This is a genomic window from Aestuariibius violaceus (genome assembly GCF_040779325.2).
GTDB classification, from domain to species: domain Bacteria; phylum Pseudomonadota; class Alphaproteobacteria; order Rhodobacterales; family Rhodobacteraceae; genus Aestuariibius; species Aestuariibius violaceus.
Genome location: NZ_JBFONT020000004.1, coordinates 76,925 through 103,104, shown reverse-complemented (window position 1 = coordinate 103,104; position 26,180 = coordinate 76,925). Strand labels below are relative to the sequence as shown.

Annotated in this window: 27 protein-coding genes; 11 read left to right on the top strand and 16 right to left on the bottom strand. The window is 65.9% G+C overall.

What is annotated here, in order from left to right:
• Position 1: 1 nt before the first annotated feature.
• From thrC to AADZ90_RS14370, 3 genes are all read left to right on the top strand, one after another.
• Positions 2–1,399, top strand: coding sequence for a threonine synthase (gene thrC / locus AADZ90_RS14380; protein WP_367310833.1), 1,398 nt, complete (start codon positions 2–4; stop codon positions 1,397–1,399).
• A 376-nt stretch (positions 1,400–1,775) separates the two neighbouring features.
• Positions 1,776–3,065 (top strand): M16 family metallopeptidase, encoded by a 1,290-nt coding sequence (locus tag AADZ90_RS14375; protein WP_411997052.1) that lies wholly within the window; start codon positions 1,776–1,778, stop codon positions 3,063–3,065.
• Positions 3,062–3,652: a GNAT family N-acetyltransferase gene (locus AADZ90_RS14370; RefSeq protein ID WP_367310834.1), complete on the top strand. Its 591-nt coding sequence runs from the start codon at positions 3,062–3,064 to the stop codon at positions 3,650–3,652. The genes AADZ90_RS14375 and AADZ90_RS14370 overlap by 4 nt, the downstream gene beginning before the upstream one ends.
• 70 nt (positions 3,653–3,722) lie before the next feature.
• On the opposite strand, the gene AADZ90_RS14365 is transcribed toward AADZ90_RS14370, so the two are convergent.
• Positions 3,723–4,931: an MFS transporter gene (locus AADZ90_RS14365; RefSeq protein WP_367310835.1), complete on the bottom strand. Its 1,209-nt coding sequence runs from the start codon at positions 4,929–4,931 to the stop codon at positions 3,723–3,725.
• 147 nt (positions 4,932–5,078) lie between these two features.
• Here AADZ90_RS14365 and AADZ90_RS14360 point away from each other — a divergent pair, with 147 nt between their 5' ends.
• Positions 5,079–5,891 (top strand): MBL fold metallo-hydrolase, encoded by an 813-nt coding sequence (locus tag AADZ90_RS14360; protein WP_367310836.1) that lies wholly within the window; start codon positions 5,079–5,081, stop codon positions 5,889–5,891.
• Positions 5,888–7,300 (top strand): FAD-binding oxidoreductase, encoded by a 1,413-nt coding sequence (locus AADZ90_RS14355; RefSeq protein ID WP_367310837.1) that lies wholly within the window; start codon positions 5,888–5,890, stop codon positions 7,298–7,300. The genes AADZ90_RS14360 and AADZ90_RS14355 overlap by 4 nt, the downstream gene beginning before the upstream one ends.
• A 255-nt stretch (positions 7,301–7,555) precedes the next feature.
• Here AADZ90_RS14355 and AADZ90_RS14350 read toward each other — a convergent pair whose 3' ends face one another.
• From AADZ90_RS14350 to AADZ90_RS14335, 4 genes are all read right to left on the bottom strand, one after another.
• A complete protein-coding gene (locus AADZ90_RS14350; protein ID WP_367310838.1) occupies positions 7,556–7,819 on the bottom strand; it encodes a hypothetical protein in 264 nt (87 codons plus the stop codon).
• Between the two features lie 143 nt (positions 7,820–7,962).
• The gene (locus AADZ90_RS14345; RefSeq protein WP_367310950.1) at positions 7,963–8,496 is read right to left on the bottom strand and encodes an adenine phosphoribosyltransferase; all 534 of its coding nucleotides are present in this window, start codon (positions 8,494–8,496) and stop codon (positions 7,963–7,965) included.
• Positions 8,497–8,501: 5 nt separating this feature from the next.
• Positions 8,502–9,128 carry a LysE family translocator gene (locus tag AADZ90_RS14340; RefSeq protein WP_367310839.1) on the bottom strand — a complete coding sequence of 209 codons (627 nt, stop codon included), beginning with the start codon at positions 9,126–9,128 and terminating at the stop codon, positions 8,502–8,504.
• Between the two features lie 9 nt (positions 9,129–9,137).
• Complete coding sequence (locus AADZ90_RS14335) at positions 9,138–10,004, bottom strand: S-methyl-5'-thioadenosine phosphorylase (RefSeq protein WP_367310840.1); 867 nt, start codon at positions 10,002–10,004, stop codon at positions 9,138–9,140.
• Between the two features lie 239 nt (positions 10,005–10,243).
• On the opposite strand from AADZ90_RS14335, the gene AADZ90_RS14330 reads away from it, so the two are divergent.
• Positions 10,244–11,854: a SulP family inorganic anion transporter gene (locus AADZ90_RS14330; RefSeq protein WP_411997056.1), complete on the top strand. Its 1,611-nt coding sequence runs from the start codon at positions 10,244–10,246 to the stop codon at positions 11,852–11,854.
• Between the two features lie 3 nt (positions 11,855–11,857).
• On the opposite strand, the gene AADZ90_RS14325 is transcribed toward AADZ90_RS14330, so the two are convergent.
• From AADZ90_RS14325 to AADZ90_RS14315, 3 genes are all read right to left on the bottom strand, one after another.
• Positions 11,858–12,310, bottom strand: coding sequence for a cupin domain-containing protein (locus AADZ90_RS14325; RefSeq protein ID WP_367310842.1), 453 nt, complete (start codon positions 12,308–12,310; stop codon positions 11,858–11,860).
• 62 nt (positions 12,311–12,372) lie between these two features.
• Complete coding sequence (locus AADZ90_RS14320; protein WP_367310843.1) at positions 12,373–13,023, bottom strand: CatB-related O-acetyltransferase; 651 nt, start codon at positions 13,021–13,023, stop codon at positions 12,373–12,375.
• A gap of 1 nt (position 13,024) precedes the next feature.
• Complete coding sequence (locus AADZ90_RS14315) at positions 13,025–13,630, bottom strand: flavin reductase family protein (RefSeq protein WP_367310951.1); 606 nt, start codon at positions 13,628–13,630, stop codon at positions 13,025–13,027.
• Between the two features lie 71 nt (positions 13,631–13,701).
• Here AADZ90_RS14315 and AADZ90_RS14310 point away from each other — a divergent pair, with 71 nt between their 5' ends.
• Together AADZ90_RS14310 and AADZ90_RS14305 are read left to right on the top strand one after the other, a co-directional pair.
• Positions 13,702–14,190 carry a GNAT family N-acetyltransferase gene (locus AADZ90_RS14310; RefSeq protein ID WP_367310844.1) on the top strand — a complete coding sequence of 163 codons (489 nt, stop codon included), beginning with the start codon at positions 13,702–13,704 and terminating at the stop codon, positions 14,188–14,190.
• A 31-nt stretch (positions 14,191–14,221) separates the two neighbouring features.
• Positions 14,222–15,034, top strand: coding sequence for an EcsC family protein (locus AADZ90_RS14305; protein WP_367310845.1), 813 nt, complete (start codon positions 14,222–14,224; stop codon positions 15,032–15,034).
• 6 nt (positions 15,035–15,040) lie between these two features.
• On the opposite strand, the gene AADZ90_RS14300 is transcribed toward AADZ90_RS14305, so the two are convergent.
• From AADZ90_RS14300 to AADZ90_RS14285, 4 genes are all read right to left on the bottom strand, one after another.
• Entirely contained in the window at positions 15,041–17,239 is a 2,199-nt protein-coding gene (locus AADZ90_RS14300) for a hybrid sensor histidine kinase/response regulator (protein ID WP_367310846.1), read from the bottom strand.
• Positions 17,236–18,414, bottom strand: coding sequence for an FIST N-terminal domain-containing protein (locus AADZ90_RS14295; protein WP_367310847.1), 1,179 nt, complete (start codon positions 18,412–18,414; stop codon positions 17,236–17,238). Before AADZ90_RS14295 ends, AADZ90_RS14300 begins: the two co-directional genes overlap by 4 nt.
• Positions 18,415–18,456: 42 nt before the next feature.
• A complete protein-coding gene (locus AADZ90_RS14290) occupies positions 18,457–19,152 on the bottom strand; it encodes a response regulator transcription factor (protein ID WP_367310848.1) in 696 nt (231 codons plus the stop codon).
• 210 nt (positions 19,153–19,362) lie between these two features.
• A complete protein-coding gene (locus tag AADZ90_RS14285) occupies positions 19,363–21,129 on the bottom strand; it encodes a PQQ-dependent methanol/ethanol family dehydrogenase (protein ID WP_367310849.1) in 1,767 nt (588 codons plus the stop codon).
• Between the two features lie 176 nt (positions 21,130–21,305).
• On the opposite strand from AADZ90_RS14285, the gene AADZ90_RS14280 reads away from it, so the two are divergent.
• From AADZ90_RS14280 to AADZ90_RS14270, 3 genes are all read left to right on the top strand, one after another.
• A complete protein-coding gene (locus AADZ90_RS14280; RefSeq protein ID WP_367310850.1) occupies positions 21,306–21,830 on the top strand; it encodes a hypothetical protein in 525 nt (174 codons plus the stop codon).
• 77 nt (positions 21,831–21,907) lie between these two features.
• Positions 21,908–22,876: an ABC transporter substrate-binding protein gene (locus tag AADZ90_RS14275; RefSeq protein WP_367310851.1), complete on the top strand. Its 969-nt coding sequence runs from the start codon at positions 21,908–21,910 to the stop codon at positions 22,874–22,876.
• 5 nt (positions 22,877–22,881) lie between these two features.
• Positions 22,882–23,574: an ABC transporter ATP-binding protein gene (locus tag AADZ90_RS14270; protein WP_367310852.1), complete on the top strand. Its 693-nt coding sequence runs from the start codon at positions 22,882–22,884 to the stop codon at positions 23,572–23,574.
• On the opposite strand, the gene AADZ90_RS14265 is transcribed toward AADZ90_RS14270, so the two are convergent.
• The 4 genes from AADZ90_RS14265 to AADZ90_RS14250 all read right to left on the bottom strand — a co-directional run bounded on the left by AADZ90_RS14265 (position 23,514) and on the right by AADZ90_RS14250 (position 26,140).
• Positions 23,514–24,050, bottom strand: coding sequence for a tetratricopeptide repeat protein (locus AADZ90_RS14265; protein WP_411997051.1), 537 nt, complete (start codon positions 24,048–24,050; stop codon positions 23,514–23,516). The two genes, AADZ90_RS14270 and AADZ90_RS14265, sit on opposite strands and share 61 nt — an antisense overlap.
• A gap of 54 nt (positions 24,051–24,104) precedes the next feature.
• The gene (locus tag AADZ90_RS14260) at positions 24,105–24,887 is read right to left on the bottom strand and encodes an ABC transporter permease (RefSeq protein WP_367310854.1); all 783 of its coding nucleotides are present in this window, start codon (positions 24,885–24,887) and stop codon (positions 24,105–24,107) included.
• A 100-nt stretch (positions 24,888–24,987) separates the two neighbouring features.
• Positions 24,988–25,719: an ABC transporter ATP-binding protein gene (locus tag AADZ90_RS14255; RefSeq protein ID WP_367310855.1), complete on the bottom strand. Its 732-nt coding sequence runs from the start codon at positions 25,717–25,719 to the stop codon at positions 24,988–24,990.
• Positions 25,700–26,140 carry a hypothetical protein gene (locus tag AADZ90_RS14250; protein ID WP_367310856.1) on the bottom strand — a complete coding sequence of 147 codons (441 nt, stop codon included), beginning with the start codon at positions 26,138–26,140 and terminating at the stop codon, positions 25,700–25,702. The genes AADZ90_RS14255 and AADZ90_RS14250 overlap by 20 nt, the downstream gene beginning before the upstream one ends.
• Between the last annotated feature and the right edge of the window lie 40 nt (positions 26,141–26,180).

Below are 26,180 nucleotides of genomic sequence, written 5' to 3'. Positions count from 1 at the left end.
CATGCGGTATATTTCGACGCGCGGCGATGCCCCGGTGCTGGGGTTCGAAGAGGCGATGCTGACCGGCCTCGCGCGGGATGGCGGGCTTTACGTGCCGGAAGACATACCGCAGCTGTCAGAGGCCGAGATCGCCGATCTGGCCGGGCGCAGCTATGAGGAGGCCGCGTTCCGCGTGATGTGGCCGTTCCTGGGCGGCGCGTTCGGCGAAGACCAGTTTCGCGAGTTGATCGCGAACGCCTATGGCGGGTTCGGCCATGCGGCCCGCGCGCCACTGGTGCAGCTGGGGCCGGGGCATTTCCTGCTGGAGCTGTTCCACGGGCCGACGTTGGCCTTCAAGGACTTCGCGATGCAGATCATCGGCCAGATGTTTGAGGCGGCGCTGAGCCGGTCGGGGTCCCGTGTCACGATCGTCGGGGCGACGTCGGGCGATACCGGGAGTGCTGCGATCGAGGCGTTTCGGGGGCTCGATGCGGTGGATGTCTTCATCCTCTATCCGCATGGGCGGATCAGTGAGGTGCAGCGGCGCCAGATGACGACGCCGAGTGAGGCGAACGTTCATGCTCTGGCCGTCGACGGGGATTTCGACGATTGCCAGGCGCTGGTGAAGGCGATGTTCAACGATTTCGCCTTCCGGGATGCGGTGGCTCTGGCCGGCGTGAATTCGATCAACTGGGGCCGGGTGCTGGCGCAGGTGGTCTATTACTTCACCGCCGCAGTTAGCCTCGGGGCGCCGGGGCGGGTGGTGGATTTCACCGTGCCGACAGGCAATTTCGGGGACATTTTCGCGGGCTATATCGCCAAGCGGATGGGGCTGCCGGTGGGGCGGCTGATCGTGGCGACGAACCGCAACGACATCCTGCACCGGACCTTGCAGAACGGGGCTTACGTCAAGGAGGGCGTGCATCCGACGATCAGCCCGTCGATGGACATCCAGGTGTCGTCGAACTTCGAGCGGGCGCTGTTCGACGCCTACGGGCGGGACGGGCGCGCGGTGGCGCAGCAGATGGAGGCTTTGGTCGCCGAGGGCGGGTTCGAGGTGAGCCAGGGGGCGATCGGGGTTTTGCGGGAGCATTATGCCTCTGGCCGGGTGTCGGAGGAGGAGACCTCGGCCCAGATCGCTTTGAGCCTGGAGACGACAGGCGAACTGTTGTGTCCCCATTCGGCGGTGGGCGTGGCGGTGGCAGAGCGGTATTTGCGGCGGGAGGCGCCTATGGTGACGCTGGCCACGGCGCATCCGGCGAAGTTCCCGGATGCGGTGGAGGCGGCGACGGGGGTGCGGCCGCCGTTGCCTGCCCGGATGGCGGATCTTTATGAGCGCGAGGAGCGGGTCACGCGGGTGGCGAACGATCTGCAGGCGGTCGAGGAGATCGTGCGAGATCGGGTTGGGCTGGTGGCGTAAATCGCGAGCATTGAATTGCTTCGCTCAAGACTAGCTCCACCCGCCCGGAATCAAGCGGCAACGCCGCTGCCCAAGCGAGCGCCTGACCGTCCCGCGGGCAGGCGCTTGGTCACCGGAGCGCTGCCCGTTACATCTGTGGGACGAGCTTGGCTGCCATAAAGTGCGCCGTTCGGCCGTGGTAGCGCCAGCCCCCGGTCAGGCGCTCGCCCGGCGCTCTCGGTGGGCGGCTCACCAGTCGAGCGCTGCCCTGCCTTCTTCGCTCCAGCCTTTAATGTCCCAAACCAATCGGTAGAACGGCGGCTCTTCCCTCCCCCCGCTGCTTTGTATATGTCCGGGCGGACCATCCGGGGCCGCGGGGGCGGGGCTCGGATTGCCTATGATCCAACAGACGGGACCGGCCTTGAGCGTACATCTCCACGAGTTGCCGAACGGGTTTCGCATCGTCACAGAAGAGATGCCGGGCCTTGCCTCGGCCAGCATCGGGATCTGGGTGCTGGCGGGCGGGCGGCACGAGCGGGCCGAGCAGAACGGGATCGCGCATTTCCTCGAGCATATGGCGTTCAAGGGAACCGAAACCCGCTCGGCCCTGCAGATCGCCGAGGCGATCGAGGATGTGGGCGGCTATATCAACGCCTATACCAGCCGTGAAATGACGGCCTATTATGCGCGCGTGCTGCAGGCGGATGTGCCGCTGGCATTGGATGTCATCTCGGATATCGTGCTGAATCCGGTTTTCGACGAGGGCGAGATCGAGATCGAGCGCGGGGTGATCCTGCAGGAGATCGGGCAGGCCCTGGATACGCCGGACGATATCGTCTTCGACTGGCTGCAGGAGGTCGCCTACCCGGACCAGCCTATCGGGCGGACGATCCTGGGGGAGGAGGCGCGGGTCGCCCGGTTCTCGAAGGACGATCTGCGCAGCTTTGTCGGTGAGCATTACGGGCCGGGGCAGATGATCCTGTCGGCCGCGGGCGCGGTCGATCACGACCAGATCGTGAAGATGGCGGAGGCGCTGTTCGGTCATCTGAAGCCGATCGAAGCGGAACGGGTGCTGGTGCCCGCGCGGTTCGCGGGTGGAGAGCGGCACGAGGTGAAGGCGCTAGAGCAGGCGCATTTCGCGCTGGCGCTGGAAGGGCCGCATTACCGCGATCCGGAGATCTACACGGCGCAGATCTTTGCGACGGCGTTCGGCGGCGGCATGTCCTCGCGCCTGTTCCAGGAGGTGCGCGAGAAGCGCGGGCTTTGCTACACGATCTTTGCGCAGGCCGGGGCTTATGAGGATACGGGGCTGACGACGATCTATGCGGGCACCTCGGCCGAGCAGCTGGGCGATCTGGCGCGGCTGACCTGGGAAGAACTGGCCCGGTCGGCGGACGACATGTCGGCCGAAGAGGTCGCGCGGGCGCGGGCGCAAATGAAGGCGGGGCTGCTCATGGGGCTGGAGAGCCCGTCGAGCCGGGCGGAGCGGCTGGCACGGCTGGTCGCCGTCTGGGGCCGGGTGCCGCCGCTTGAGGAAACCGTCGCGATGGTGGATGCGGTGACGACCGGCGACGTGCGCGCCCATGCGGCACGGCTTTCGGCGGAGGCCGGGGCCGCGATGACCCTTTACGGCCCGGTAGAGGGGGCACCCCGGCTCGATGCGCTGCGGCTGCCCTTGGCGGCGTGAGCGTCCTCAGCCTGCGGCGGCGGGTCCGGCTCGAGACCGAACGGCTGAGCCTGAGGCCACCGACCCACGCGGATTTCCGGCCCTGGGCCGATCTGCGGGCCGCGAGCCGGGAGTTCCTGACGCCGTGGGAGCCGACCTGGGCCGCGGATCATTTGAGCCGGAAGGCCTTCACGAACCGGGTCTATTGGGCCCAGCGGTCCATCGCCGGGGGCACGGCGGTGCCGCTGTTCCTGATCCGGCGGGCGGACGAGGCACTGATCGGGGCGATCACGCTCGACAACATTCGCCGTGGTCCGGCGCAGGCGGGGACGACCGGGTACTGGATCGGCGAGGCCTATGCGCGGCAGGGCTATATGCGCGAGGCGATCGAGGCGGTGGTGCATTACGCGTTCACGCAGCTCGACATCAGCCGGATCGAGGCGGGGTGCCTGCCGGAGAATACCGCGTCGCGGCGGGTGCTGGAGGCTGCGGGCTATAAGTATGAGGGCGTCGCGCAGAGCTACCTGCAGATCAACGGGCGATGGCGGACCCATGTCCTCTACGCCAATCTGCGCAGTGATCGGCGGGGGCGGGCGGAAACGCCTTAAGCCCTCTGACGGTGACGCGGTTCGGCGCTCGCGGCGGTGCCGCATCGCCCCACCCCCCGTCCCCGATCTGTCACTTGGGATCGACCGGGATACGCCGGGCGGCGAGGGCGAGGGTCGCCAGGCAGCCGATGCCGGCGGCGGCATACCAGCCGAGGATCACCTGGATTTCGCTGTGGCTCATCTGGTCGGCCCCGGCCGCGCCGCCGGCGGCGAGAAAGAGCGTGGCGGCGAAGAGGATGCGGCCGGCGAGGCTCTGGAGCGAGAGATAGGTGGCGCGGCTTTCGTCGGCGAGGAGTGGCTGGATCCGGGCCAGGATGAAAGGCCGCGACAGGGAATCGGGCACCATCCGGAGCATCAGGAGGCCGATGGCGGCCGCGCTGCTGGTCAATGCCAGCGCGCCGCTGAGGGCGATCTGCAGACCGAAGGCCGCAAGCAGGATCGCCGCGAGGCCCAGCCGTTCCCGCAATCGGGGCGCGACGATGCTGGTGCCGACCGAGAGCAGCATCATCAGGGTCGTGACGGCCCCCGAGACCATGGGCGCCTCTGCCGCGAGGCCGATCTGCGAGAGGGCATCGAGGATGAAGGGCTGGCCGAAGACGAAGGGGATGTGGCTGTAGACATACATCAGGAGGCTGAGCGCGAAGATCCAGCCGAGGACCGGATTGCGCAGGGCGGGGCCGAGGGTGGCGATTGCCTCTTTCGTCGTCAGGTCGGGGCTGTCGGCGCGGCGCGGTGGTTCGCGGAAGCGCAGCGTGAGGACGACCATGGCGCAGAAGGCGGCAGCACTTGTGGCGAAGGGCAGCCAGACGGCGGCGCTGTAGAGCAGGCCACCGGTGACGGCCGAGAGGGCGAGGGCGGTGAAGGTGGCGCGCCAGGCGCGCAATTCGTGGCGTTCGACCTCGTCCGCGCGGTCTTCGGCGGCGAGGGATTCGTAGAGAAAGGCGCTGTCGGTGCCGGAGACGAGGGCGGCGCCGAGGCCGAGAAAGCCCTGACCAAGAGCGAAGACCCAGAACGGGCCGCCGATGGCCAGAAGGATCGCACCGGCAAGCATTGCGAGGGCCGAGAGGATGAGGGTCGGCCTGCGCCCAAGGCGGTCGGAGAGGTAGCCCGAAGGAACTTCGAGGATCGTCGTGACGATGTCGTAGACAGCGTAGAGCAGGATGGCCGCGGCGGGTGTCAATGCCTCCTGGAAGTAGAGAAACCAGATCGCCTGCCAGAAGAGCAGGCTCTGGGTCGCCTTGAACCAGGGATAGAGCCGGATGTTGGTGTCGGTGGGCATAGGCTCTGGATCCGGCTCGCGTTCTGCTGGCGAGGTGTCAGCGTTTCACGGCGGGATAGGTGGATGCAAGGGCGGATGATTTCAGAGGCCACGCAGGCGTGAAGATCCGGCGCTGACTTCGCGGGCGCCCGTGCTAGATTTCGCCCCATGCGCATGATCCTTGCAGCCCTTGCCGTTCTGGTCGCCTTGCCCGCCGCGGCGCAGGAGCGGCGGCCAAGCCATTGCATCGCCATGGTTGACGGGCCGGACCAGGTCATGCCAGCAAGCTTCCGGGCGCCGGTGGCGGAAGATACAGTGCGGATCACCTATGTGGATCACGCCATGTTTCTGGTGCAGACCCATGGCGGGTTGTCGGCGGTGACCGATTACAACGGATTTCTCGGTTCGGTCAAGTTCGTGCCCGATGTGGTGACGATGAACCGGGCCCATTCGACCCATTGGACGGCCCTGCCGGATCCGGCGATCCCCCACGTGCTCTGGGGGTGGGAGCCGGAGGGGACGGCGAACCATCACCTCGACCTGGGTGAGATGTTGGTGCGGAACGTGCCGACGGACATCCGTGCCCGCGACGGCAGCCGGACGCTGGAGGCCGACGGCAATTCGATTTTTATCTTCGAAGTGGCGGGGCTTTGCATCGGGCATCTGGGACACCTGCATCACGAGCCGACCGAAGCGGATTACGCGGCGATCGGGCGGCTTGATGTCGTTATGGCGCCGGTCGATGGGGGGCTGACGCTGGATACGGAGACGATGATCCGGGTGCTGACGCGGCTGCGCTCGTCGGTCGTGATCCCGATGCACTGGTTCGGGCGAACCACTCTGGAACGGTTCCTCAGCGGTATGGAGGCGGAGTTCGCCATTGAACGGATTGGTGCGAGCGAGATGACGGTCTCTCTCCGCGATCTGCCGTCGCGGCCCACCGTCCGGGTTCTTGAGCCGAGGTGGCTGAGCGAGGAATGACTTTCACACCTGTTTCGAAGATAGAGCCGGCCCTGCGGAACGCGCTGCCGCGCGCCGCCTTTCGGGAGCTGTCGGCCGCTTACCTGGAAGAACCGCGGGGGCGGTATCACGGGGCGGGCGGGCTGGTATTGGCGCCGACGGATGTGGGGGAGGTGTCGCGTGCCATGCGTTTGGCGGCAGAGGCGCGGGTGGCTGTCGTGCCTTATGGCGGCGGGACGGGGCTGGTTGGGGGGCAGGTTGCGGAGCACGGCGCGCCCTTGATCCTGTCGCTGGAGCGGATGACGGCGATCCGCGAGGTGCTGCCGGGCGAGAATGCGATGATCGTCGAGGCGGGCGCGATCCTGGCGGATGTGCAGGCGGCGGCGCAGGAGGCCGGGCGGCTGTTTCCTTTATCGCTGGCCTCGGAAGGGTCGGCGCGGATCGGGGGGCTTCTGGCGACCAATGCGGGTGGGATCAATACGCTGCGTTACGGGAACGCGCGCGATCAGGTGCTGGGGCTTGAGGCGGTGCTGCCGGACGGGACGGTCTGGAACGGGCTGACGCGGCTTCGGAAGAACAATATGGGCTACGATTTGCGGCATCTGCTGATCGGGGCGGAGGGGACGCTGGGCATCATCACGGCCGCGGCGCTGAAGCTGCAGCCGCGGCCTGCGGCGGAGGGGGCTGCGTTTTTCGTGGTGCCTTCGCCTCAGGCCGCGCTGGACCTGCTCTCGGTCGCGCAGGCGCGCGTCGGCGGCGGGGTCCAGGCGTTTGAGCTGATCGGCCGGATGGGCCTCGATTTCCTCTCTGAGACGATGCCGGAGGTGCGCCAGCCCTTCGGGGAGAAGCCGGACTGGATGGTGCTTGTCGATCTCGGCCTGCCCGCCGGGCAGGAGGCGGACGCGGCGCTGGAGGCGATCTTTGCCGAGGCGCTGGAGGCAGCGCTTGTCAGCGACGGGGTGATTGCCCAGTCAGAGGGACAGCGGGCGGAGTTCTGGGCATTGCGCGAAAGCATTCCCGAGGCGAACCGGCGGATCGGATCGGTGAGTTCGCATGATATCTCGGTGCCGTTGGGGGCGATCCCGGACTTCATCCTGCGCGGGGGGGAGGCGGTCGCAGCGATCGGTGAGTTCCGGATCAACTGCTTCGGGCATGTGGGCGACGGGAACCTGCATTACAACGTTTTCCCGATGCCGGGGCGCAACCGCGCGGATCATGAGAACGAGCGGCCGGCGATCAAGCGGGCGGTGCACGATCTGGTCCACGAAATGGGCGGGTCGGTCAGTGCGGAGCACGGGATCGGGCGGCTGAAGGTCGAGGATCTGGAGCGCTACGGCGATCCGGGCAAGCTTGCCGCGATGCGGGCGATCAAGACGGCGCTGGACCCGGGGGGGATCATGAATCCGGGGGCGGTGTTGAGAGCGATCTAGTAGCTTGCCTTGATCTTTCGACCAGCCCTCGGTCGTTTGCGCGGGCTGGTCGAACCGGGATTTGAGTATTTATGGCCAGATGAAGCGAGGAGCTCTCCTGGCGAAAGGTGCGTTAAGGTTAATGGTTCCTATGATTAACGCGGCTGGGGGAAGTGTTTGGGTGTCCGTGGTCCCTCTGGGAGGTGACCACGGAGCGTTCGGTTCGACGTGCCGGATCCAATGCCGTGAGGGACTGACCCGTGGCCTGGCCGATTCTTAGCCGAGCTCGGCCAGCAGTTCGTCATAAAGGGCACAGGCATCCGCCATGGTGCCGCCTTGCGCGAGGCTTGTCGTCGCTTCCTGCATCCGCGCCGATACCTCCTGCATCTTTGCCGGGTCGCTGGCGGCCAGTTGCTGCATTGCCGACGTCAACTCGGTGGCCTTCTGCTGCATCTCGGCAGCGGTGCACTCCGCTGTCGCTGCGCTGGCAGCGATGGTGGTGAGAGCGACGATAGCGGCGGTGCCAAGTCTTGATGTCATTGGAAAGTGCGTCCTTCTGAAAATAGTCATGATGCCCGCAAACTGCGCGGCTTTGGCAGCTTTTATTCCGAAATCGGAAGCGATTCCAGTGGTTTGATGTCGAGCGGCGCGTTTGTGCCGGTGCCATCAGAACGGCTTGTTCCTCAATCGCCCTCGAATGCACAAAGAGCGTGGACCTGCTGGCCAAGCGCTTCCAGCCTGGAACGGCCACCCAGATCGGGGAGATCGATGACGAAGGCGCAGCCGATGCAGACGCCGCCCAGGCGTTCGATCAGTTTGATCCCGGCCTCTGCCGTGCCTCCCGTCGCCAGAAGGTCATCGACCACGAGAATGCGTTCTCCGGCGTCGATGGCGTCGTCGTGGAGTTCCATGACGGCATGGCCGTATTCGAGCTGGTAGCCCTGCTCGACCGTCTTGCCGGGCAGCTTGCCCTTCTTGCGCACCGGGACGAAGCCAGTGGAGAGCTGGTGGGCGACGGCGCCGCCGAGGATGAAGCCCCGTGCCTCAAGCCCCACAACCTTGTCGATTTCGAGCCCCGCATAGGGGTGGAGGAGCTGGTCGATCGCCATACGGAAGCCGCGCGGATCCGCGAAAAGTGTCGTCACGTCGCGGAACATGATTCCCGGCTTGGGGAAATCCGGGATCGTGCGGATGTAGTCCTGAACGGTGCGGGCCATGGTGTTCACGCGGATCTCCGAAGGGTGGCGGTCATTAGCCCCATGCCGACCAAAGCCGTGCCGCCGAGGCGGGTCATCCAGGTCAGAACGGAGGGCCGCGCGATGGTCGCGCGCAGGCGGTCGGCCAGCAGAGCGTAGGCCAGCGCAATGAGCGCGGCGAGCGCCACAAAGGTGGCGATCAAGATCGCGAATTGGGGGAGGAGTGCCGCCTCGGGCCGGACGAATTGCGGCACGAAGGCGATGAAGAAGGCGATGGATTTCGGGTTGAGGGCGGTCACGGTCGCCGTGTGGGCGAAGATGCGGCGCGGCGCGGTGGCGGGCACGTCCTCGGGCCTTAGCCCATGGGCCGGCGGCTGGCGGAGGAGCTTGATGCCGAGCCAGATCAGGTAGGCGGCGCCGATCCATTTGAGCACCGTGAAGGCGGTGGCCGAGGCCAGGACGAGGGCGCCGAGGCCGGCGAGGGAGGCGCTCATCGCGACCAGGTCGCCGGTCGCGACCCCGAGGGCGGAGGCGGTGGCGACCCGCCGCCCCTGGCTGAGCGAGTAGCTGAGGACAAGCAGGACCGTCGGCCCGGGGATCAACAACAGAAGGGTCGAGGCGGCGACGAAGGCAAGCCAGAGATCGGGGGGCATCGAGGTCTCCTAAAGGACGCGGGCGGCGATGGCATCGAGCCGGGCGAGAAGATCGGGATCCCGCGCCTCGGGCGCCGTCAGGATGGCATGGTCGAGCGCGCGGTCGCAACCATACTCGCACGGGCCGCGGCCCCTCGGCAGGTGGGCGGGCAGGGCCTTGACCAGCGCACGGGCCTTGTCGGCATTTGCGTGGGCCGTCTTCAGGATGTCGGTGATTGAAACAGTGCCGTGATCGGGGTGCCAGCTGTCGTAATCGGTGATCATGGCGATGGTGAGGTAACAGATCTCGACCTCGCGCGCGAGGCGGGCTTCGGGCATCGCCGTCATGCCGATGACGTCGCATCCCAGCGTCTCGCGGTAGAGGCGGCTTTCGGCGAGGGAAGAGAATTGCGGGCCCTCCATGGCAAGGTAGGTGCCGGTGTCGTGGGTCGTGATCCCGGCTGCGCGGGCGGCCTGGCCCACCACCGCGCTGAGGCGGGCGCAGGCGGGATGCGCGAGGCTGACATGGGCGACGCAGCCGGTGCCGAAGAAGCTGGCCGGGCGGCCCTTGGTGCGGTCGATATACTGGTCGACGAGGACGAAATCGCCCGGCGCCATCTCCTCCCGGAACGAGCCGCAGGCGGAGATCGAGACGATATCGGTGACGCCGAGGCGCTTCATCGCGTCGATATTGGCGCGGAAGGGGATCGTGTCGGGCGCATGGACGTGGCCGCGTCCGTGGCGGGGCAGGAAGGCCAGCGGGAGGCCGTCGAGCGTGCCGGTGAGAATGTCGTCGGAAGGCGCGCCCCAGGGGCTGTCGACGCTCTGCCATTCGGCGTCTTCGAGGCCGTCGATCTGGTAGAGGCCGGAGCCGCCGATGATGCCAAGTTTGGTCATTGCGGCCTCCTTCCGATGCGCCGCGGGAAGATCACCATGGGGGGCAAGGGCTGTAAAGTCGTGAGAGCTATGCATCTGACACATGGCAGCTACCCGGCTGGGCGGGTTGCTGGATGGCCGTGGATCGGCGAGACGAAGCGCTGACCTGAGGTGCCCCGGCGCCGGATCGACCCATCAAAGGACATCCTATGGCCCGAGCCATCTTGGCGGCGTTTGCCGACAGAGTTTCTTTTGCCGATATGACCGGTGCACCGGAAGGATTGAGCCTGGGGCGGATCAAGATCGAGCTGCTGTCGGGTCTGACCGTGGCGCTTGCACTTGTGCCCGAGGCGGTTGCGTTTGCGTTCGTTGCGGGCGTTCACCCGCTGGTCGGGCTTTATGCGGCGTTTCTGGTGGGGCTGATCACGGCGCTGATCGGCGGGCGGCCGGGCATGATCTCGGGCGCGACGGGGGCGCTGGCGGTCGTGATGGTGGCGCTCGTGGCGCAGCACGGGGTCGAATATCTTTTTGCGACAGTGATCCTGATGGGGATCCTGCAGATCACGGCGGGCGTGCTTCGCTGGGGGAAGTTCATCCGTCTGGTGCCGCATCCGGTGATGCTGGGCTTCGTGAACGGGCTGGCCATCGTGATCTTCCTCGCGCAGCTCAGCCAGTTTCAGGTCTCAGGCACCGCCGATCCCAGCCATCACGGTCTGCTGCCCGACGGCGATTGGCTGAGTGGGCCCGTCCTGTTCCTGATGCTGGGGCTGACCGCGCTGACGATGGCGATCATCTGGGGGATGCCGAAGGTGACGACCGCGATCCCGGCGCCGCTGGCGGGTATCGGGATCGTCGCAATCCTGGTGATCACGCTGGGGCTGGACGTGCCGCGCGTTGGTGATCTGGCGTCGATCAGCGGCGGTTTTCCGAGCTTCCATGTGCCGTTTGGAACGGGTGAAGGCCTATATGGCGATTTGCTGGCGCCGTTCACGATGGAGACCTTCTGGATCATCCTGCCCTATGCAGTGATCCTGGCCGCGATCGGCTTGATCGAGAGCTTGCTGACGCTGAACCTGGTTGGCGAGATCACTGGCAAGCGCGGCGGGGCGAGCCAGGAATGCATCGCGCAGGGCGTGGCGAACACCGTGACGGGCTTCTTCGGCGGCATGGGCGGTTGCGCGATGATCGGCCAGTCGATGATCAACGTGAAGTCCGGCGGGCGGACGCGGATTGCAGGCGTTGCGGCCGCGCTGTTCCTGCTGGCCTTCATTCTGGTCGCGTCCCCTGTGATCGAGCTGATCCCGTTGGCGGCGCTGGTCGGCGTCATGTTCATGGTGGTGATCGGGACATTCGCGTGGAATTCGCTGAAGATCCTGTTCCGCGTGCCGCGGGCGGATGCCTTCGTCATTGTGCTGGTGACGGCGGTGACGGTGTATGAGGACCTGGCCGTTGCGGTGGTCGTGGGCGTGATCGTCTCGGCCCTGGTCTATGCTTGGGGGAATGCGACGCGGATCTGGGCCAAGACCTACCGGACGCCTGAGGGTGCGAAGGTCTATCAGGTGCAGGGGCCGCTGTTCTTCGGGTCCGCCGAGGGATTTGGCGAGATGTTCGACGTCGCGGGCGACCCGCAACTGGTAATCGTGGATTTCGAGGCGAGCCGGGTGGTTGACCAGTCGGCCTTGCAGGCGATCGAGGCTGTGGCCGGGAAGTACGAGGCGGCTGGGAAAAGGTTGCAGCTCAGGCATCTGAGCCGGGATTGCCACAAGTTGCTGACCCGGGCCGGGCATCTGATGGTCGATAGCGACGATGACCCCGATTACGAGGTGGCCGTCGATTACGGCGTGCGGACCGGGGTCCTCGGCGGGCATTGAGCCTTAGTCGAGCGGCGGTCCGACGAACTCGACGCCGTAGCGCGCTGCGATTTGGGTGATGCGGTCCATGTCGTCCGGCGGATGCAGGTCCTCGGTAGCGATATCAACGAAGAAATTCGCCCCCTCTCCTGGTGTCAACTGAATCAGGACGCGGGAGGTGCCCGGCGCGATGCCCTTGAAGGCGTGGCGCGTGCCGGGCGGGATGACGATGATGTCGCCCGGTTTTCCGGTGATGTCTTTGCCATCGGCATGGAACCGAAGCGCACCATCAAGGACCGTGAACACCTCTGTCTCGGTGTGGTGAATGTGAAGCGGCGGGCCGGCGCCTTCGGGCACCATCTCTTCGAAGATTGCCAAGGTTCCACCTGTCTCGGCGGCGGTGACGCGAAAGAAGCGCTGCAAGCCGAAGGCGTCGTTTGGCTCACCTGATCCGAGCGCGGAGTGGATTGCAGACATGGGCAGGACTCCTTTCTCGATGCGAGATGGCGCCGGCTTGTTCCGAAGCAAGCTGCTTTTCGTCAGGAGTCTTTCGACAGCAGCGCAGAGACCTGTCCGGATTGAAGAGTATCGACACTGTCCTCGATTCGATCCGGCGGCCAGTCCCACCAGGCGAGCCCTTCCAGCGCGGCAATCTCGTCTGGTGAGAAGCGCATGCGGACGACCTTGGCCGGGTTGCCCCTGACGATGGCATAGGACGGGACATGTCCTGAAACCACAGCGCGTGTACCGATGATGGCCCCGTTGCCGATCCGGGCACCGGGGAGAATGGTTGCGCCATGGCCGATCCAGACGTCGTGACCGATGGTCGTGTCGCGTGCGTCGGTCTGATCCATCGCTTCTCGGCTGGTCAGATCGAAGATGGGGAACGGGTAGGTTGTGACGCCGCGCATGTCGTGGTTGGCCGACGATGTGATGATCTCGACCCCGTGGGCGATGGCGCAGAAGCGGCCGATCGTCAGCCGCTCTTTCGAGAAGGGAAAGAGGTAAGGGGCGAGACGGTCGGTGATGCGGGCCGGGTCCTCAGGCGGGTCGAAGACGGACATGTAGGTGTAGTCGCCGACCGTGATCTGCGGATGGTTCGCCGCCGCCGACAGGAAGATCATCCCGCGATGGGGCGCGCCGTTGGGGAAGCGGAACGGATAGATTTCGGTCGGGTCGGGCAGGGGCATGTCAGTCGTCGGGGCGCTGGAGCGAGAAGAGCTCGGTCACGCGGGTGTAGTCGCGATAGCCGAGACGGGCGAGCGGCTGGTAGGTGGTGACATCGAATCGGCCGTCCCTCAGGCAATCATCGTTAAGGTGGATGCCGGTGACCTCGCCGAAGACAACGAAATTGTGCTCTCCGGGCAGTTTGAGGATCTGGGTGAGCATGCATTCGAGGCTCGCAGGGGCGCCCGCGACGCGGGAGCAGGGGATGGTCTCGCACTCCGCGCGTTTCACCTTGGCCAGCTCGAACTCGTCGGTCTCTTTCTCCCACGGGCCGGAGGTCTGGTTCATGATGTCCCGCATCTCGTAGGCGACGGTGTTGATGCAGAAGACGCCGGTGTCGCGGATATTGGCGACGCTGTCCTTGGTGTCGCCGCGGTCGGGCTTGGCCGAGGTGGAGGCGAACATGACCTGGGGGGGCACGTAGGCGACCGCGTTGAAGAAGGAATAGGGCGCGAGGTTCTCGCTGCCGTCGGTGCCACGGGTCGCCACCCAGGCGATGGGGCGGGGCGAGACGACGGCGTTGAACGGGTTGTGCGGCAGGCCGTGGCCGTCTTCGGGGCGGTAGAACATCAGAGTGCTTTCGATCAGGTGTTTTCGCAGACCTAGCAGGTTGTTATCCCGCGTCACCAGTAGGTGACGGAATGCCGATCGAGATTGTTCAGGAACAGGATGCGGATTGGTGGGAGGTCGAGGCACTGTTCGACCTCTGCTTTGCGCCGGGCCGGGAGGCGCTGTCGTCTTATCGTCTTCGCGAGGGTGTCGGGGCGGTGCGGACGCTTTGCCATGTGGCGCGGGAGGACGGGATCTTGGCCGGGGCGATCCGGTTCTGGCCGGTGCGGGTGGGCGATGCGGCGGCGGTGCTGCTGGGGCCTATCGCGGTACACCCGACCCATCAGGGGGAAGGACTGGGCGGGGCCCTGATCCGCGAGGGGCTGGCGGCGGCGCGCGAGGCCGGGTGGGCGCGGGCGCTGCTGGTGGGCGATGCGCCCTATTACGGGCGGTTCGGGTTTCGGCGGCTCGAGGGGGTCGTGATGCCGCCGCCGACCAACCCCGAGCGGGTGCTGGGCGTAGACCTTTGCCCGCCGGGCTGGGCGGGGGTTTCCGGGCCGGTTCGACGCGCGAAAGATTGAAAACTCACGGATGAGTGAGCATTTATAGAGAATGGAAGAGGTCGAGATCCAGCTTCCCAAGCCCGGCCCGGTGCCGATCGACGCCGCGGTCGCCGAAGAGATAGCGGCGCTGGCAGACCGTCAGCGGCGCGCGAATGGCGTGGTGATGAAGGTCATCGTCTTTGCCGGCGGGCAGGTCGAGGACGGGATGAAGCTGCTTCCTGCCAGTGTCCGCAACCAGGTCGAAGCCGCTGCCAGGCGCGCGCTGCAGACAAGCTATGACGCGGCGCAGATCAGCCGGGATCATGCGGCGGTTGCGCGTATCGCCGGGCAGGTCTCCACGGACAGGGCGCATAAGGTTCTTGCCGCAATTTCCGGTGCGCTGGGCGGGATCGGTGGATTGCCGACCGCCCTGGCCGAGCTGCCGGTCGCCACAACGGTGATTTTTCGCGCCGTCCAGGGTGTGGCCGAGGCCCATGGTGAGGATCCGACGGCAGAGGAGACGCGCATCGAGTGTCTGCGGGTCTTTGGCAGCGGCGCGCCGGGGGAGGCCGATGACGGGGTCGATACGAGCTTTGTCGGTGCACGGCTGAGCCTCTCGGGCGCGGCGGTTCATGGGCTGATCTCGCGCGTCGCCCCGAAATTCGCCGCGGTCATCAGCCAGAAACTTGCCAGTCAAGCCGTTCCGGTGTTGGGCGCCGTGGCTGGGGCAGGGATCAACGCGAGCTTCACCAATTACTATGTCGAGCTTGCTCACGTGCATTTCGGCCTGCGTCGGCTGGCCCGGGTGCATGGGGAGGACGCAGTGCTGGAGCGGTTTCATGCCGCCCTTTTGGCCAAGCGCATCCCGTTCAAGGAGATGTAGGGCAGCTTAGCCCACGTTGATGGATTGCAGGAAGGTGAGGAGCCGGTCACGGTCGACCGGCTTCGTCAGAAGCTCCAGCCCGCGTGCGGCGCAGAGCTTGCGGAGATCGCGACTGCGATCGGCCGAGACAATCCGCGCGGGCAATCTGCCGTACTGGTCGCAGATCGCGTCGAAAAGCGCGATCCCGTTCATCCTGGCGCCCAACTGATAGTCGAGCAGCAGGACGTCCGGGGTCAGGTCGATTTCCCGCAAAAGGTCAAGCGCGCCTTCCCCATCCGCGACGTGCAGCACAAGCGCCCCCCAGCTTTCGATCATCAGAGAGGCGGCGCGTGCGAAGGGCTCGTCGTTCTCGACAAGGAGAACAACGAGCCCTTCGCACGACGCCCCTTCGATCAGCGTGGCGCTGGTCTTACCGGAGGGTGCGGAGGTCGCGGTGTGAACCGGCACGGCGACGCTAAAGCAGCTGCCCACCCCTTCCTCCGACCAGAGGCTGAGCGGGTGACCGAGGCTTTCGCAGGCGCGTTCCACGATGGCGAGGCCAAGGCCGAGGCCGCCGGGGCCGGCGGTCTGATTGCCAAGGCGTTTGAACTCCTGGAAGACCGTCTTTTGTTCGGCATCCGGGATCCCCGGCCCGGTATCCCAGACCTCGATTCGGGCGGAGCGCCCCACGCGGCGAACGCCCACGGTCACGCGGCCCTTCTCGGTATAGCGGATGGCATTCGACATCAGATTCTGGACGATCCGGCGCAGGTATCCCGGATCGCTTTCGACGGTCAGGCCGCTGTCGATCACGCGCAGATCCAGACCCTTTGCCGCGGCCACTGGTCCCAACTCGTTGCGCAGCGGTTGAAGGATGGCCGAAAGCGGGGTCGGCCGGATCTCGAACGCCGCCTTCCCGGAATCGAGGCGCGAGATGTTGAGCAGGGCGTCGATGATGTTTTCGACGCTTGTCAGCGCCGTCTCGGCCTTGCCGATGATGTCCAGGGTTTCGGTTTCCTCCGCCCGGTCCGCCAGCGTCGAGACGAAGAGTTTGGCGGCAGATAGCGGCTGCAGCAGGTCGTGGCTCGCCGCGGCGACGAAGCGGGATTTGGAGGCGTTTGCGCGCTCGGCCTCGGCCAGCGCGTCGCCGAGTTCCAGTGTGCGTTCCTCCACCCGGCGCTCCAGCAGCTCGTTCATCTCGAAGAGGGCGTTTGCGGCCTCCCGTTCGGCGGTGACGTCGGTGAAGGAGATGACGAAGCCGCGATCAGGCATTTCCTGCGCGAAGATCGATAGGATCCGGTCGGGTTCGCGGCGCACCTCCAGGGCCAGTGGCTGACGGCCCGAACCGCGGGCCGCCCAGGACAGAAGACCGTCCGCCGTGAACCCGTCGGAGAAGGTGATCCGGTCCGACAGACCGTCGAGCAGCGCGCCGAACGGGGCGCCGAGGACCGGTTCGTCAAGCGGCAGGCCCAGCAGCGTGTCCATCCGCCTGTTCCAGCCGACAAGGTTCCCGCCGCCATCGAAGATGCAGACGCCCTGGTTCAGGTGATCCAATGTCGCGCGCACCATGCGGGCCTGCCGGTCGCGCAGCCGGTCACGTTCCTGCCGTTCGGCGCGCATGATCTCGGTGATGTCGGTCTGCAGGATGACGGTGCCGCCCGTCGCGGTGCGATGTTCGCTGACCTTCAGCCAGCGGTCGAAGATGAGCGAGACATTGAATTCGGCGCTGCGATCCCTGTGGCGGGAAAGGCGGGCAGAGGCCCAGCTGTCGGGCGTCTCGTCTTCGGGAAGGGCCAGGAAACGGCTTGAGCTGACGAGCCGGACATACTCGTCGAAGGACAGCCCCGGCGCGATCTCGTCACCGATATCGAGGAAGTCGCGGCAGAAGCGGCTGTTGGCGAGGACGAGGTGATCCTCTGCATCGAAGAGGGCAAAGCCCTCGCGGACGGTCTCGATGGCTTCGGACAGGTTTGAGCGGGCCGCCTGAGCCTCGGCATTGGCGCTTGCAAGGCGGGCGTTGGAATCCTGAAGGAGATCAAGCGTGCGCTCAAGGTCGCGGGTGCGTTCCTTGACCTGCGCTTCGAGGAGAGCGGCGCGTTCGAACTGCGCGTAGGCAAGGCCCGCCTCGTCGGTCTTCTGTTCCACCTTGCGCATCAGCGCTTCGGTGATGCGGATCAGCCGCTCGTTCTGCCGCTCCAGCGGTTCGTCTGGGTTCAGGAAGGTCACGTTCCGCCCTTCGGCGGGGGATAAAGGGCGACACCGGTCATGGTATGATTGATATGCAGCGGCCCGATCTGTTCGCCATAGGTCGAAAAGCCGCGCACGCCGTGGCGGGCAAGCAGGCGCGAGATGTCACGCTTGGACTGGCGCTGCTCGGCCTCCATCCGGCGCAGCAGGCAATCGCAGGCGAGGATCGAGGCGGGCTGGCCCGGCTGGCTGAGGCGCCTGAGCGCGCGGTCTAGATGGGTCGCGATGTCGTCGGGTTCGGCGACGGAGAGGACCATTCCTTCATCGATGGCGGAAAAGAAGATCAGTTCCCCGTCGTCCGTCACCCGCTGGATCGCGCGGACATGGTGACTGCCCCCGATGCGGACGACGACCGGATGGGCGGCAAAGGCGAAGGGGCCGAGATCGTCGGGGTCGAGCCCGGTGATACGGGCATATTCCCGCGCCGCCGGTTCGGCGTTGATTGTCTTGACGAGGCGGCGCACGGGATCCGCTTCCGTCACGACCATCCTCTGGTCGGTTGGTCGGAGGTGGTCGATGGAGAACACCTCAAGATCGCAGGAGGTGCGAATCAGGCAGAGGGCCGCGCCGTCCGAGAAGGCCGCGCCATCCAGCGCGATCCGGGTGCGGCCGAAGGCGGTGCCGTCGCCCGCCGAGCCACCGAAGAGCGGTGTTGCGGCCAGCGCGGGCGACAGGGCCGCGACCAGCGCATCCTCGCGGGTCGACAGACCGTCGACCATCAGGAAGGCAAAACTGCGCTCCATATCAGGGCTCGCCTGGGCGAGCGTCACCTGTTCGGCGATGACGCGGTCGATCAGGGCGCTTTCGTCGAGCCGGGTGAGATCCCGAATGGCGATGCAGGCGGTGGAAAAGATCTCTGCCGGGAAGCCGGTCGCGATGATCTGCCCGTCGGCATAGCCGGATGCGCCGAGCTCTCCGGCGGTGGTGCAGGCGGCGACGGGGGTGTCAGGCCAATACCGCGTTGCTTCGGCGGCAAGGCGGTCGAACGGAGCGTCGGGACTGATAAAGAGGACGATCAGCGCAAAGGGTCCGCTGCCCAGCCCCGATGCGATGTCCGAAAGCGGATCGGGCGTGTCGATCCCCGTTTCGGCATGGCACAGCGGCGCGGCGCGGTCCGACGTGTCCTCGCTTGCGAGGATGTCGCGTCCGTCCATCAGCGTACTTTCCGTAATCTCCCTGAGATCAAATTAGGAGATTCAGTCGGATTTTGGCAAGACGTTCGCGAATTTGGCTTCCTGGGCGACCAGAACGGCCTGGGTGCGCGACTGGACGCAGAGCTTGCGCATGATCGCTGTGACATGCGCCTTGACCGTCGTTTCCGCGATGGACAGGTCATAGGCGATCTGCTTGTTCAGCTTGCCTTCGCAGATGAGTTGCAGGATGCGGCCCTGCTGGTTGGTGAGCGAGGCAAGGCGCGTCAGGGTGTCGGCCGTCGTGTCGCCGCCTTCGGGTTCGACGAAGCCAGGTGGGCGGTAGGTCTCACCCTTTGCGATCGCATCAAGCGCGTCGCGGAAGACAGAGCGGGGGCTATGTTTTGGGACGAACCCGGCGGCCCCGCCTTTGAGCGCGCCGGCCACGATGGCGTTGTCGGCCATGGAGGAGACCACGATGACTGGCGTGTCCTTGGCCCGTGTCTTGAGCCGGACAAGCCCGTCGAGCCCGCTGACATCGGGCAGGTTAAGGTCAAGGACGATCAGATGAGGATCTGGCCGTTCCTCAAGAAACGCGAGGGCCGCTTCCAGCCGGTCGGCCGTTTCGATGCCGGTGAAGGAGCCAATCGATTTCAGCGTGAGTTCGAGCGCGTCGCAGAAGAGGGGGTGATCGTCAACGACGAGGGCCCAGCCTTTCGGCGCGATCTGAGGACTTGTTTGAGATACCGATACAGTCACCATGGTTGAAGTCTAAAGGGACCGTTCAATCGGCGCACTTGCCAAATGGTCTTAGCATAGGACTGGAACGGCGCTCCCGCTGCGCGGCGCTCGGCCCGTTCGCAAGCGAGATCGTCCACTGGACGGTTTCCGGGTAGCCTGGTCACTCCTGCCCACCGTCCCACAAAAAAGAGGCGCCTTCCGAAGGCGCCTCTTTCCGGGATTTCAGTTGGCTCAGTCAGCCGATGCCAGCTCCGCCGGGAGCCGGAAGGTCCAGAGCATGCCGCCCTGGTTGAGGTAGTTGACCTTGTTGGCCACCTCGCCGCCCCAGAGCGGAACCGCGCCGCCCCAGCCGGAGATGACCGAGACATATTGCTCGCCGTCCTGTTCCCAGGTCACGGGCTGGCCGACGATGCCGGAGCCGGTCTGGAAGGACCACAGTTCTTCCCCCGTTTCGTCGTCGAAGGCCATGAACTTGCCTTCAGGCGTGCCGGTGAAGACCAGACCGCCCGCGGTCGTCATGACACCGGCCCAAAGCGGGGCGTCGTTCTGGTACTCCCAGACGAGTTCGCCCGTGTCCGGATCGATCGCCTTGAGAGAGCCGATGTGGTCCTCGTAGTTCGGCTTGATGGTAAAGCCCGCGCCCAGATAGGCCGCGCCCTGCTTGTAGGTGATCGGCTCGTTCCAGATATCCATGCCCCATTCGTTGGACGGGACGTAGAAGTTGCCGGTTCGCTGGGAGAAGGCCATCGGCATCCAGTTCTTGCCGCCGAGGAAGCCGGGCGAGGCGAAGACCACGTCGCCTTTCTGGCCATCCGCTGCTGCCGAGGGATCGCCGGGGCGGTTGTCCTCGATGAAGATCGGACGCCCGGTCTCGTCGATGCCTTCGGCCCAGGTGATGTCCTTGACGAAGGGCACGGCAGAGATGAACGCGCCGTCTTCGCGGTTGAGCACGTAGAAAAAGCCGTTCCGGTCGGCGGTGGCGAAGCGGGCGTTCCCCTCGCGGTCCGTATAGGAGACGACTTCGTTCACGCCGTCATAGTCCCAGCCTTCGCGCGGTGTCGTCTGGTAGTGCCACTTGATCTCACCATTCGCCGGATCGATGCCGAGCCGCGAGGAGGCATAGAGCGCGTCGCCCATCAGGTCGTCGCTTTCCGTGCCGCCGCCACGCAGCCACGAGTTCCAGGGCGCCGGGTTGCCGGTGCCGAAGACAAGCGTGTCGGTATCCGCGTCGTAAGACCCGCCGAGCCAGGTCGCCCCGCCGCCGGTCTTCCACATGTCGCCGGGCCAGGACGCGTTGAGCGTGCCGGTCATGGTGCTTTCTTCACCGTTGAGCGTGCCCATATGACCTTCGATCACGGGACGTTCCCAGACGAGATCGCCGGTTTCAGCATCCCGGGCCTGTACGGAACCGACGACGCCGAATTCACCGCCAGAATTGCCGGTGATGACGAGCCCGTTCACGATCAGAGGAGCGGCCGTATAGCTGTAGCCCGCCTTGTAATCGGCGATCTGGTCGCGCCAGACCACGTCGCCCGTCTTGGCGTCGAGCGCGACGATCCGGGCATCGAGCGTGCCGAAATAGACCTTGTCGCCATAAATGGCGGCCCCCCGGTTCACCACGTCACAGCAGGGCAGGATGCCTTCGGGCAGACGCGCATCGTACTGCCAGATTTCCTCGCCCGTCATGGCGTCGATCGCGTAGAGGCGGCTGTATGACCCGGTGATATACATGATCCCGTCATGGATCAGCGGCTGCGTCTCCTGCCCGCGCTGCTTTTCCCCGCCCAGCGAGAACGCCCAGGCCGGGACCAGCTTGTCGACGTTTTCGCGGTTGAGCGTATCGAGCGGCGAATACCGCTGCAGGTGCCGACCCATCCCGTTGGTGAGCACGTTTTCCGGTGTCGCCTGGTCGTTGGCGAGGTCTTCTTCGGTCACCTGGGCGTGGGCCATGCCTGTGGCCAGAAGCCCCGCCGTCGCGGCGAGAATAAAGCGGTTCATGTCAATCCTCCCTGAGCCGTCCTTACAGGCCGCGCGCCGAACCGGGGCGCGCTGGGCCCCTTCGGTTAGTATCGGACGAGGGGGCGGGGCGCAGGTATTGAACAATGGTCTTACGACCCCGCGGGGGCTTGACAGGTCGGGATTGCCCTTCGCCTGATGGCGGGCGGGAGGACAACATGCGACGGTCAACGCTGGCGATGACGCTGCTGGTTGCCGCTCAGGCGGGTCATGCGGAAGACGTCCGGACCGCGTGGCTTGAAAGTCTGGCGGGAGAACGGATCGAAGTCGCGCGGACCACGTTCGACGGTAGCGGCTACGAGATCGACTGGGTCGAGGCGCCGTTTGCCGATCACTTCCTGTCGATGCGACCGTTCCGCTGCATCGAGGGGCCGGAAAAGCACTGGTGCCACGTGCCTTACCCCTATGAGATCCGGCGCGACATCGGCGAGGATCTGATCGACCTCGAATACGACTTCCTCTTCATCTGGAAGGGTGCGGCCGAGTACGGGATCGATACCTGGAACGGCGTCTATTACCGACTGGAGGACGAGGGTGAGCGCCTGATTGGCCGGTTGCACGAGATCGACATGAACGTGATCTCGGCTCCGCCGCCGGAAGGCGATCTGCGGCCGGTGCGCGAGATGGATCTGGAGCGTGGCGATCCCGAGGGGCATTGGCTGCCGCGGCTCGTGATAGAATGACGCCGATTGGTCTTTGGTCGCATTTGAGCGGGCGCTGGCGCTGCTAGGTTGAAGGCCAAGCCAAACGGGAGGATCAGATGGGCTTTTTCGGCAGACTGGCCGCTGCGGCGGTGGTTTCTCTCAGCGCGGTCGCGGTATCGGCAGAGACGCCGGTGCTGCGCGCGTCGGTTCTTGAGTTCGGCACGGTGAACTGGGAGCTCGACACGATCGGGCATTACGGGCTCGACGCCGACCACGGGTTCGACCTGCAGGTGCAGGGCGTGGCCGGTGGATCGGCGGCGCAGGTCGCCTTTCAGGGTGGCGAGGCGGACGTGATCGTGTCCGACTGGCTTTGGGTCGCGCGGCAGCGGGCAGCGGGGAAGGATTATGTCTTTATCCCCTATTCCAAGGCGGTGGGTGGCGTGATAGTCGCGGGCGACAGCGACATCGGCAGCATTACGGACCTGGCCGGTGAGAAGATCGGGATCGCAGGCGGGCCGCTCGACAAGAGCTGGCTGATCCTGCAAGCCTATGCGGCGCAACAGGGGCTGGACCTTGCCGGAGAGACCGAGCAGGTCTACGGCGCGCCGCCGCTGATCTTCAAGACCGCGCTTGATGGCGATATCGCAGGCGCCATCAACTATTGGCACTTCATGGCGAAGATGGAAGCGGCCGGGATGCGCCGCCTGATCTCGGTCGCCGAGGCGGCCGAGGCGCTGGGGCTGGATCCCGATACGCCGCTTCTGGGTTACGTAGTGAAGGGCGAGCTGTTGGAGGCGCAGCCAGATCTGGTGCGCGGATTGGCCGATGCATCGCGGGCCGCGAAGGATCTTCTGGCCGAAGATGACGCGGCGTGGGACCGGCTGCGGCCGCGGATGCGGGTCGACAACGATACCCAGTTCGAGGCGTTGAAGGCGGGCTTCCGGGAAGGCATCCCGGAGGCGGGTCCGGTCGATGAGGCCGCCGCGGCGCGGATGCTGGAACTGATGGTCGACCTCGGCGGGCCGGAGCTTTTGGGCGAGGCGACAACTCTGCCCGAAGGCACCTTCCTGCAACCGGCGAGCTGACCGCGATGCTGCGGGCCATCGACGGAGGCGCCGCAGGCCCGCCCGTCCTGACGCTTGCGCTGACGGCGATGTCGTTCGGCGGCGGGCCCGTGCTTGGTCCCATCGACATCAGGCTGAAACCGGCAGAGACGCTGGCCCTTGTCGGGCCGTCGGGGATCGGCAAGACGACGCTTTTGCGGATCATGGCGGGGCTGGAGGCCCGGTTTTCCGGAACGCTGGCGGCGACCGAGCGGCGGGCCTTCGTGTTTCAGGAGCCGACGCTGCTGCCCTGGCGTAGCCTGATTGACAATCTGCGTGTTACAACCGGGGTCGGTGTCGATGCGGCTGAGGCGGCGTTGGCCGAGGTCGGCTTGGCGGGGCGGGGCGGGGACTTTCCCGGCCAGCTTTCGCTTGGCCAGCGGCGGCGCCTCTCACTCGCCCGGGCGTTCGCGGCCGCCCCGGAGCTGTTGTTGATGGATGAACCCTTCGTGTCGCTCGACCCGGACCTGGCGGACGAGATGATGGCGCTGTTCGAACGTCTGCGCGCGTCCCGGCGGGTCGCAACCGTTCTGGTCACCCATGTGGAGGCCGAGGCGGAACGTCTGGCCGACCGCATCGCGGTTCTGGGTGGGTCGCCCGCGCGCATCGTGGAAGAGCGTCAGAAGAGGGGCGCGTATTTCCAGTTGTCGGCGTCGGGCGTGACCTCTTCGGGGTCATAGTCGGCGGCGACCATGCGCCGGGCGATCGGAAGGCCTGTGGCTGCCGCCTCGTCGATCAGGGCGCGGCCCGCCTCTTCGTCCTTCTGCACCCCGTGGCCCCGGATCAGCGCGAGGCCGTAGTTGAACTTACCCACCGGATCGCCAAGCTCTGCCGCCTTGCGGTCCCACTCGGCGGCCGCGTCCGGGTCGTACGCTCCGGCAAGGCCGTTGTTGTCGAGCTGGCTGAGCCAGGTCATCGTGCCGGTCCAGCCATCCTCGGCGCAGGCTTCGAAGATCTTCCGGGCGGTTTCGTGATCGCCCGACTTGGTCATCATGTAGCCTGATGCGCACATCATCATCGAGGTCTCGCCGCGTTCGGCGGCGGTCAGGTTGTTCTGCCACGTCATCTCGTCAGGATTCAGGGTGCCGAATTCGTCGGTTTCAGCCGAGAGTGGCATGGCGAGAAGGGCGAGCGGAAGGACGAGTGTTTTCATCATCTGGCGGACATAGCACGGATTGCGCCGATTTTCGACGCCGCCATGGTCGTAGGCTCAGGTCTTGCGGCGCATGGTGCCGCGGGCCGGGTCGTAGCCCCAGAGGGCGGCCGCGGTGAAGAGCGCCGTGGCGAGCATCGTCCAGCCCAAGGCGGGCAGGTTGAGGTCGACATAGAGCGCGAAGCGGATGAGCTCGACGGCGTGGGTGAAAGGGTTCGCGGCGCAGATGTCATGCAACAGCTCGCTTGATTCCGCCATCTTCCAGAGGGGGTAGAGGGCGGAGGAGAGGAAGAACATCGGGAAGATCACGAAGTTCATCACACCGGCGAAGTTTTCCAGCTGCTTGATGAAAGAGGAGAGAAGGAGGCCAAGGGCGCCAAGCATGAGCCCGGCGACGAGAAGGGCTGGAAGGACCGTGACGTAGCCCCAGGCGGGCAGAGTGATGCCGAAAAGGGCGGCGATGGCGAGGAAGGCGTAGACCTGCAGGATGGAGATCGCGGTCGAGCCGATGAGCTTGGAGAAGAGGAGCCACCAGCGCGGTTGCGGGCTGGTCAGCAGGAGCCGCATCGAGCCCATCTCGCGGTCGTAGACGAGACTGAGGGAGGATTGCATCCCGTTGAAAAGAAGGATCATCCCGCAGAGCCCGGGGACGATGTAGGTCTCGTAGGTGATGTAGGTCTGGTAGGGCGGGATGATCGACAGGCCGAGCGCGGCGCGGAAGCCCGCGGCGAAGACAAGCAGCCAGACGAGGGGGCGGACGAGGGCGGCGAGGAAGCGTTCGCGCTGGTGGACGAAGCGGAGCGCCTCGCGGGCGATGATGGCGATGAGGGAGGCGATCATGGCGCGGCGGCGAGCGCCCGCGCGCCTTCGGCGCGGCGCCCGCCCGCCCAGCCGCGCGGGCCTCCGGCGGGAGGACTTTGTGCCAGATGAAGGGGGACGGTCATGCGGCTTCCGTCAGGGTGAGGAAGCGATCGGCAAGGGGAGTGGGGCCGGTGATGTCGGCGGCGATGCCGTCGGCCCGGATCCGGCCCTGGTGGAGGATGACAAGGCGGTCGGTGGGGCCCACCTCGTCGGTCAGGTGGGTGGCCCAAAGCGTGGTGAGGTGGTTTTCTGCCGTGATTTCATGGACATGGGCCGTGATCGACTGGCGGGTGGCGGCGTCGAGGCCGACGGTCGGTTCGTCGAGGAGCAGGACCTTGGGGTCGTGGAGGAGGGTGCGGGCGATCTCGGTCCGGCGGCGGTGACCGCCGTTGAGGGCACGGACCTTTTCGCTTGCGCGGTCGCGCATGGCGAGGCGGTCGAGGGCGGCGTCGATGCGGGTTGCGGCGTCGCGGCCAGCGAGGCCGTGGAGGGCGGCGAAGTAGCGGAGGTTCTGGGCGACGGTGAGGTCGAGGTCGAGGGTCGGCTGCTGGAAGACCACGCCCATGCTGGCGAGCGCTTTTCTGGGGGATTTCAGAAGGTTGTGGCCCGCGACCTCGATCCGGCCCTGGCGGGTGGTGATCAGTCGTGTGAGGAGCGCGAAGAGCGTGGATTTGCCCGCGCCGTTCGGGCCGAGGAGGGCACAGAACTGACCCGGCTCGACGGTGAACGAGACGTCTTTCAGCGCCTCCTTGCGCCCGTAGGAGAACGAGACGCTATCGACGATCAGCCCGTTATTCGATTGTGATTTCAAGACGTTGAGTTTCTCCTGTCGAGCCTGGGACGCGGAGAGTATAGCGGCCGGGCTTGATGGCGAGGAAGCCTATTTCCATTACGCCCGCCTCGTCGAATTCGACGCTGTCGAGGCCGAGGGGGCGGATCTCGAGGCCCTCGATGACGATCTCGTCGATCCAGATCGCGCGGAAGAACTCCGCGCCCACGAGGGCAAGCTCCTGGGAGCCGTCTGCTTCGATCTCGATTTCGTAGTAAGTGCCTGATTTCAAAGACAAAGGGGCGTCAGAGAGCGGCATGCCGGCGCTGAGGGTGATGGGGGGCAGATCCTCTTTGTTGGAGGCCGAAAGGATGCCTGCGAGGCCGAAGCCTGCATCGCTGTCGGCAAAGGCGGGGCCTGCGGTGAGGGCGGCTGTGAGGGCAAAAGCGGTTAACCTGTTCATGGTTCGGTCCTTATCTGGCCGGGCTGCATCCGGGCGGCAA

Coding starts and splice junctions, on each gene's coding strand:
- thrC (WP_367310833.1), top strand. CDS start 2: ATGCGGTATATTTCGACGCGCGGCGATGCCCCGGTGCTGGGGTTCGAA.
- AADZ90_RS14375 (WP_411997052.1), top strand. CDS start 1,776: ATGATCCAACAGACGGGACCGGCCTTGAGCGTACATCTCCACGAGTTG.
- AADZ90_RS14365 (WP_367310835.1), bottom strand. CDS start 4,931: ATGCCCACCGACACCAACATCCGGCTCTATCCCTGGTTCAAGGCGACC.
- AADZ90_RS14360 (WP_367310836.1), top strand. CDS start 5,079: ATGCGCATGATCCTTGCAGCCCTTGCCGTTCTGGTCGCCTTGCCCGCC.
- AADZ90_RS14355 (WP_367310837.1), top strand. CDS start 5,888: ATGACTTTCACACCTGTTTCGAAGATAGAGCCGGCCCTGCGGAACGCG.
- AADZ90_RS14350 (WP_367310838.1), bottom strand. CDS start 7,819: ATGACATCAAGACTTGGCACCGCCGCTATCGTCGCTCTCACCACCATC.
- AADZ90_RS14345 (WP_367310950.1), bottom strand. CDS start 8,496: ATGGCCCGCACCGTTCAGGACTACATCCGCACGATCCCGGATTTCCCC.
- AADZ90_RS14340 (WP_367310839.1), bottom strand. CDS start 9,128: ATGCCCCCCGATCTCTGGCTTGCCTTCGTCGCCGCCTCGACCCTTCTG.
- AADZ90_RS14335 (WP_367310840.1), bottom strand. CDS start 10,004: ATGACCAAACTTGGCATCATCGGCGGCTCCGGCCTCTACCAGATCGAC.
- AADZ90_RS14330 (WP_411997056.1), top strand. CDS start 10,244: ATGACCGGTGCACCGGAAGGATTGAGCCTGGGGCGGATCAAGATCGAG.
- AADZ90_RS14325 (WP_367310842.1), bottom strand. CDS start 12,310: ATGTCTGCAATCCACTCCGCGCTCGGATCAGGTGAGCCAAACGACGCC.
- AADZ90_RS14320 (WP_367310843.1), bottom strand. CDS start 13,023: ATGCCCCTGCCCGACCCGACCGAAATCTATCCGTTCCGCTTCCCCAAC.
- AADZ90_RS14315 (WP_367310951.1), bottom strand. CDS start 13,630: ATGTTCTACCGCCCCGAAGACGGCCACGGCCTGCCGCACAACCCGTTC.
- AADZ90_RS14310 (WP_367310844.1), top strand. CDS start 13,702: ATGCCGATCGAGATTGTTCAGGAACAGGATGCGGATTGGTGGGAGGTC.
- AADZ90_RS14305 (WP_367310845.1), top strand. CDS start 14,222: ATGGAAGAGGTCGAGATCCAGCTTCCCAAGCCCGGCCCGGTGCCGATC.
- AADZ90_RS14295 (WP_367310847.1), bottom strand. CDS start 18,414: ATGGACGGACGCGACATCCTCGCAAGCGAGGACACGTCGGACCGCGCC.
- AADZ90_RS14290 (WP_367310848.1), bottom strand. CDS start 19,152: ATGGTGACTGTATCGGTATCTCAAACAAGTCCTCAGATCGCGCCGAAA.
- AADZ90_RS14285 (WP_367310849.1), bottom strand. CDS start 21,129: ATGAACCGCTTTATTCTCGCCGCGACGGCGGGGCTTCTGGCCACAGGC.
- AADZ90_RS14280 (WP_367310850.1), top strand. CDS start 21,306: ATGCGACGGTCAACGCTGGCGATGACGCTGCTGGTTGCCGCTCAGGCG.
- AADZ90_RS14275 (WP_367310851.1), top strand. CDS start 21,908: ATGGGCTTTTTCGGCAGACTGGCCGCTGCGGCGGTGGTTTCTCTCAGC.
- AADZ90_RS14270 (WP_367310852.1), top strand. CDS start 22,882: ATGCTGCGGGCCATCGACGGAGGCGCCGCAGGCCCGCCCGTCCTGACG.
- AADZ90_RS14265 (WP_411997051.1), bottom strand. CDS start 24,050: ATGATGAAAACACTCGTCCTTCCGCTCGCCCTTCTCGCCATGCCACTC.
- AADZ90_RS14260 (WP_367310854.1), bottom strand. CDS start 24,887: ATGATCGCCTCCCTCATCGCCATCATCGCCCGCGAGGCGCTCCGCTTC.
- AADZ90_RS14250 (WP_367310856.1), bottom strand. CDS start 26,140: ATGAACAGGTTAACCGCTTTTGCCCTCACAGCCGCCCTCACCGCAGGC.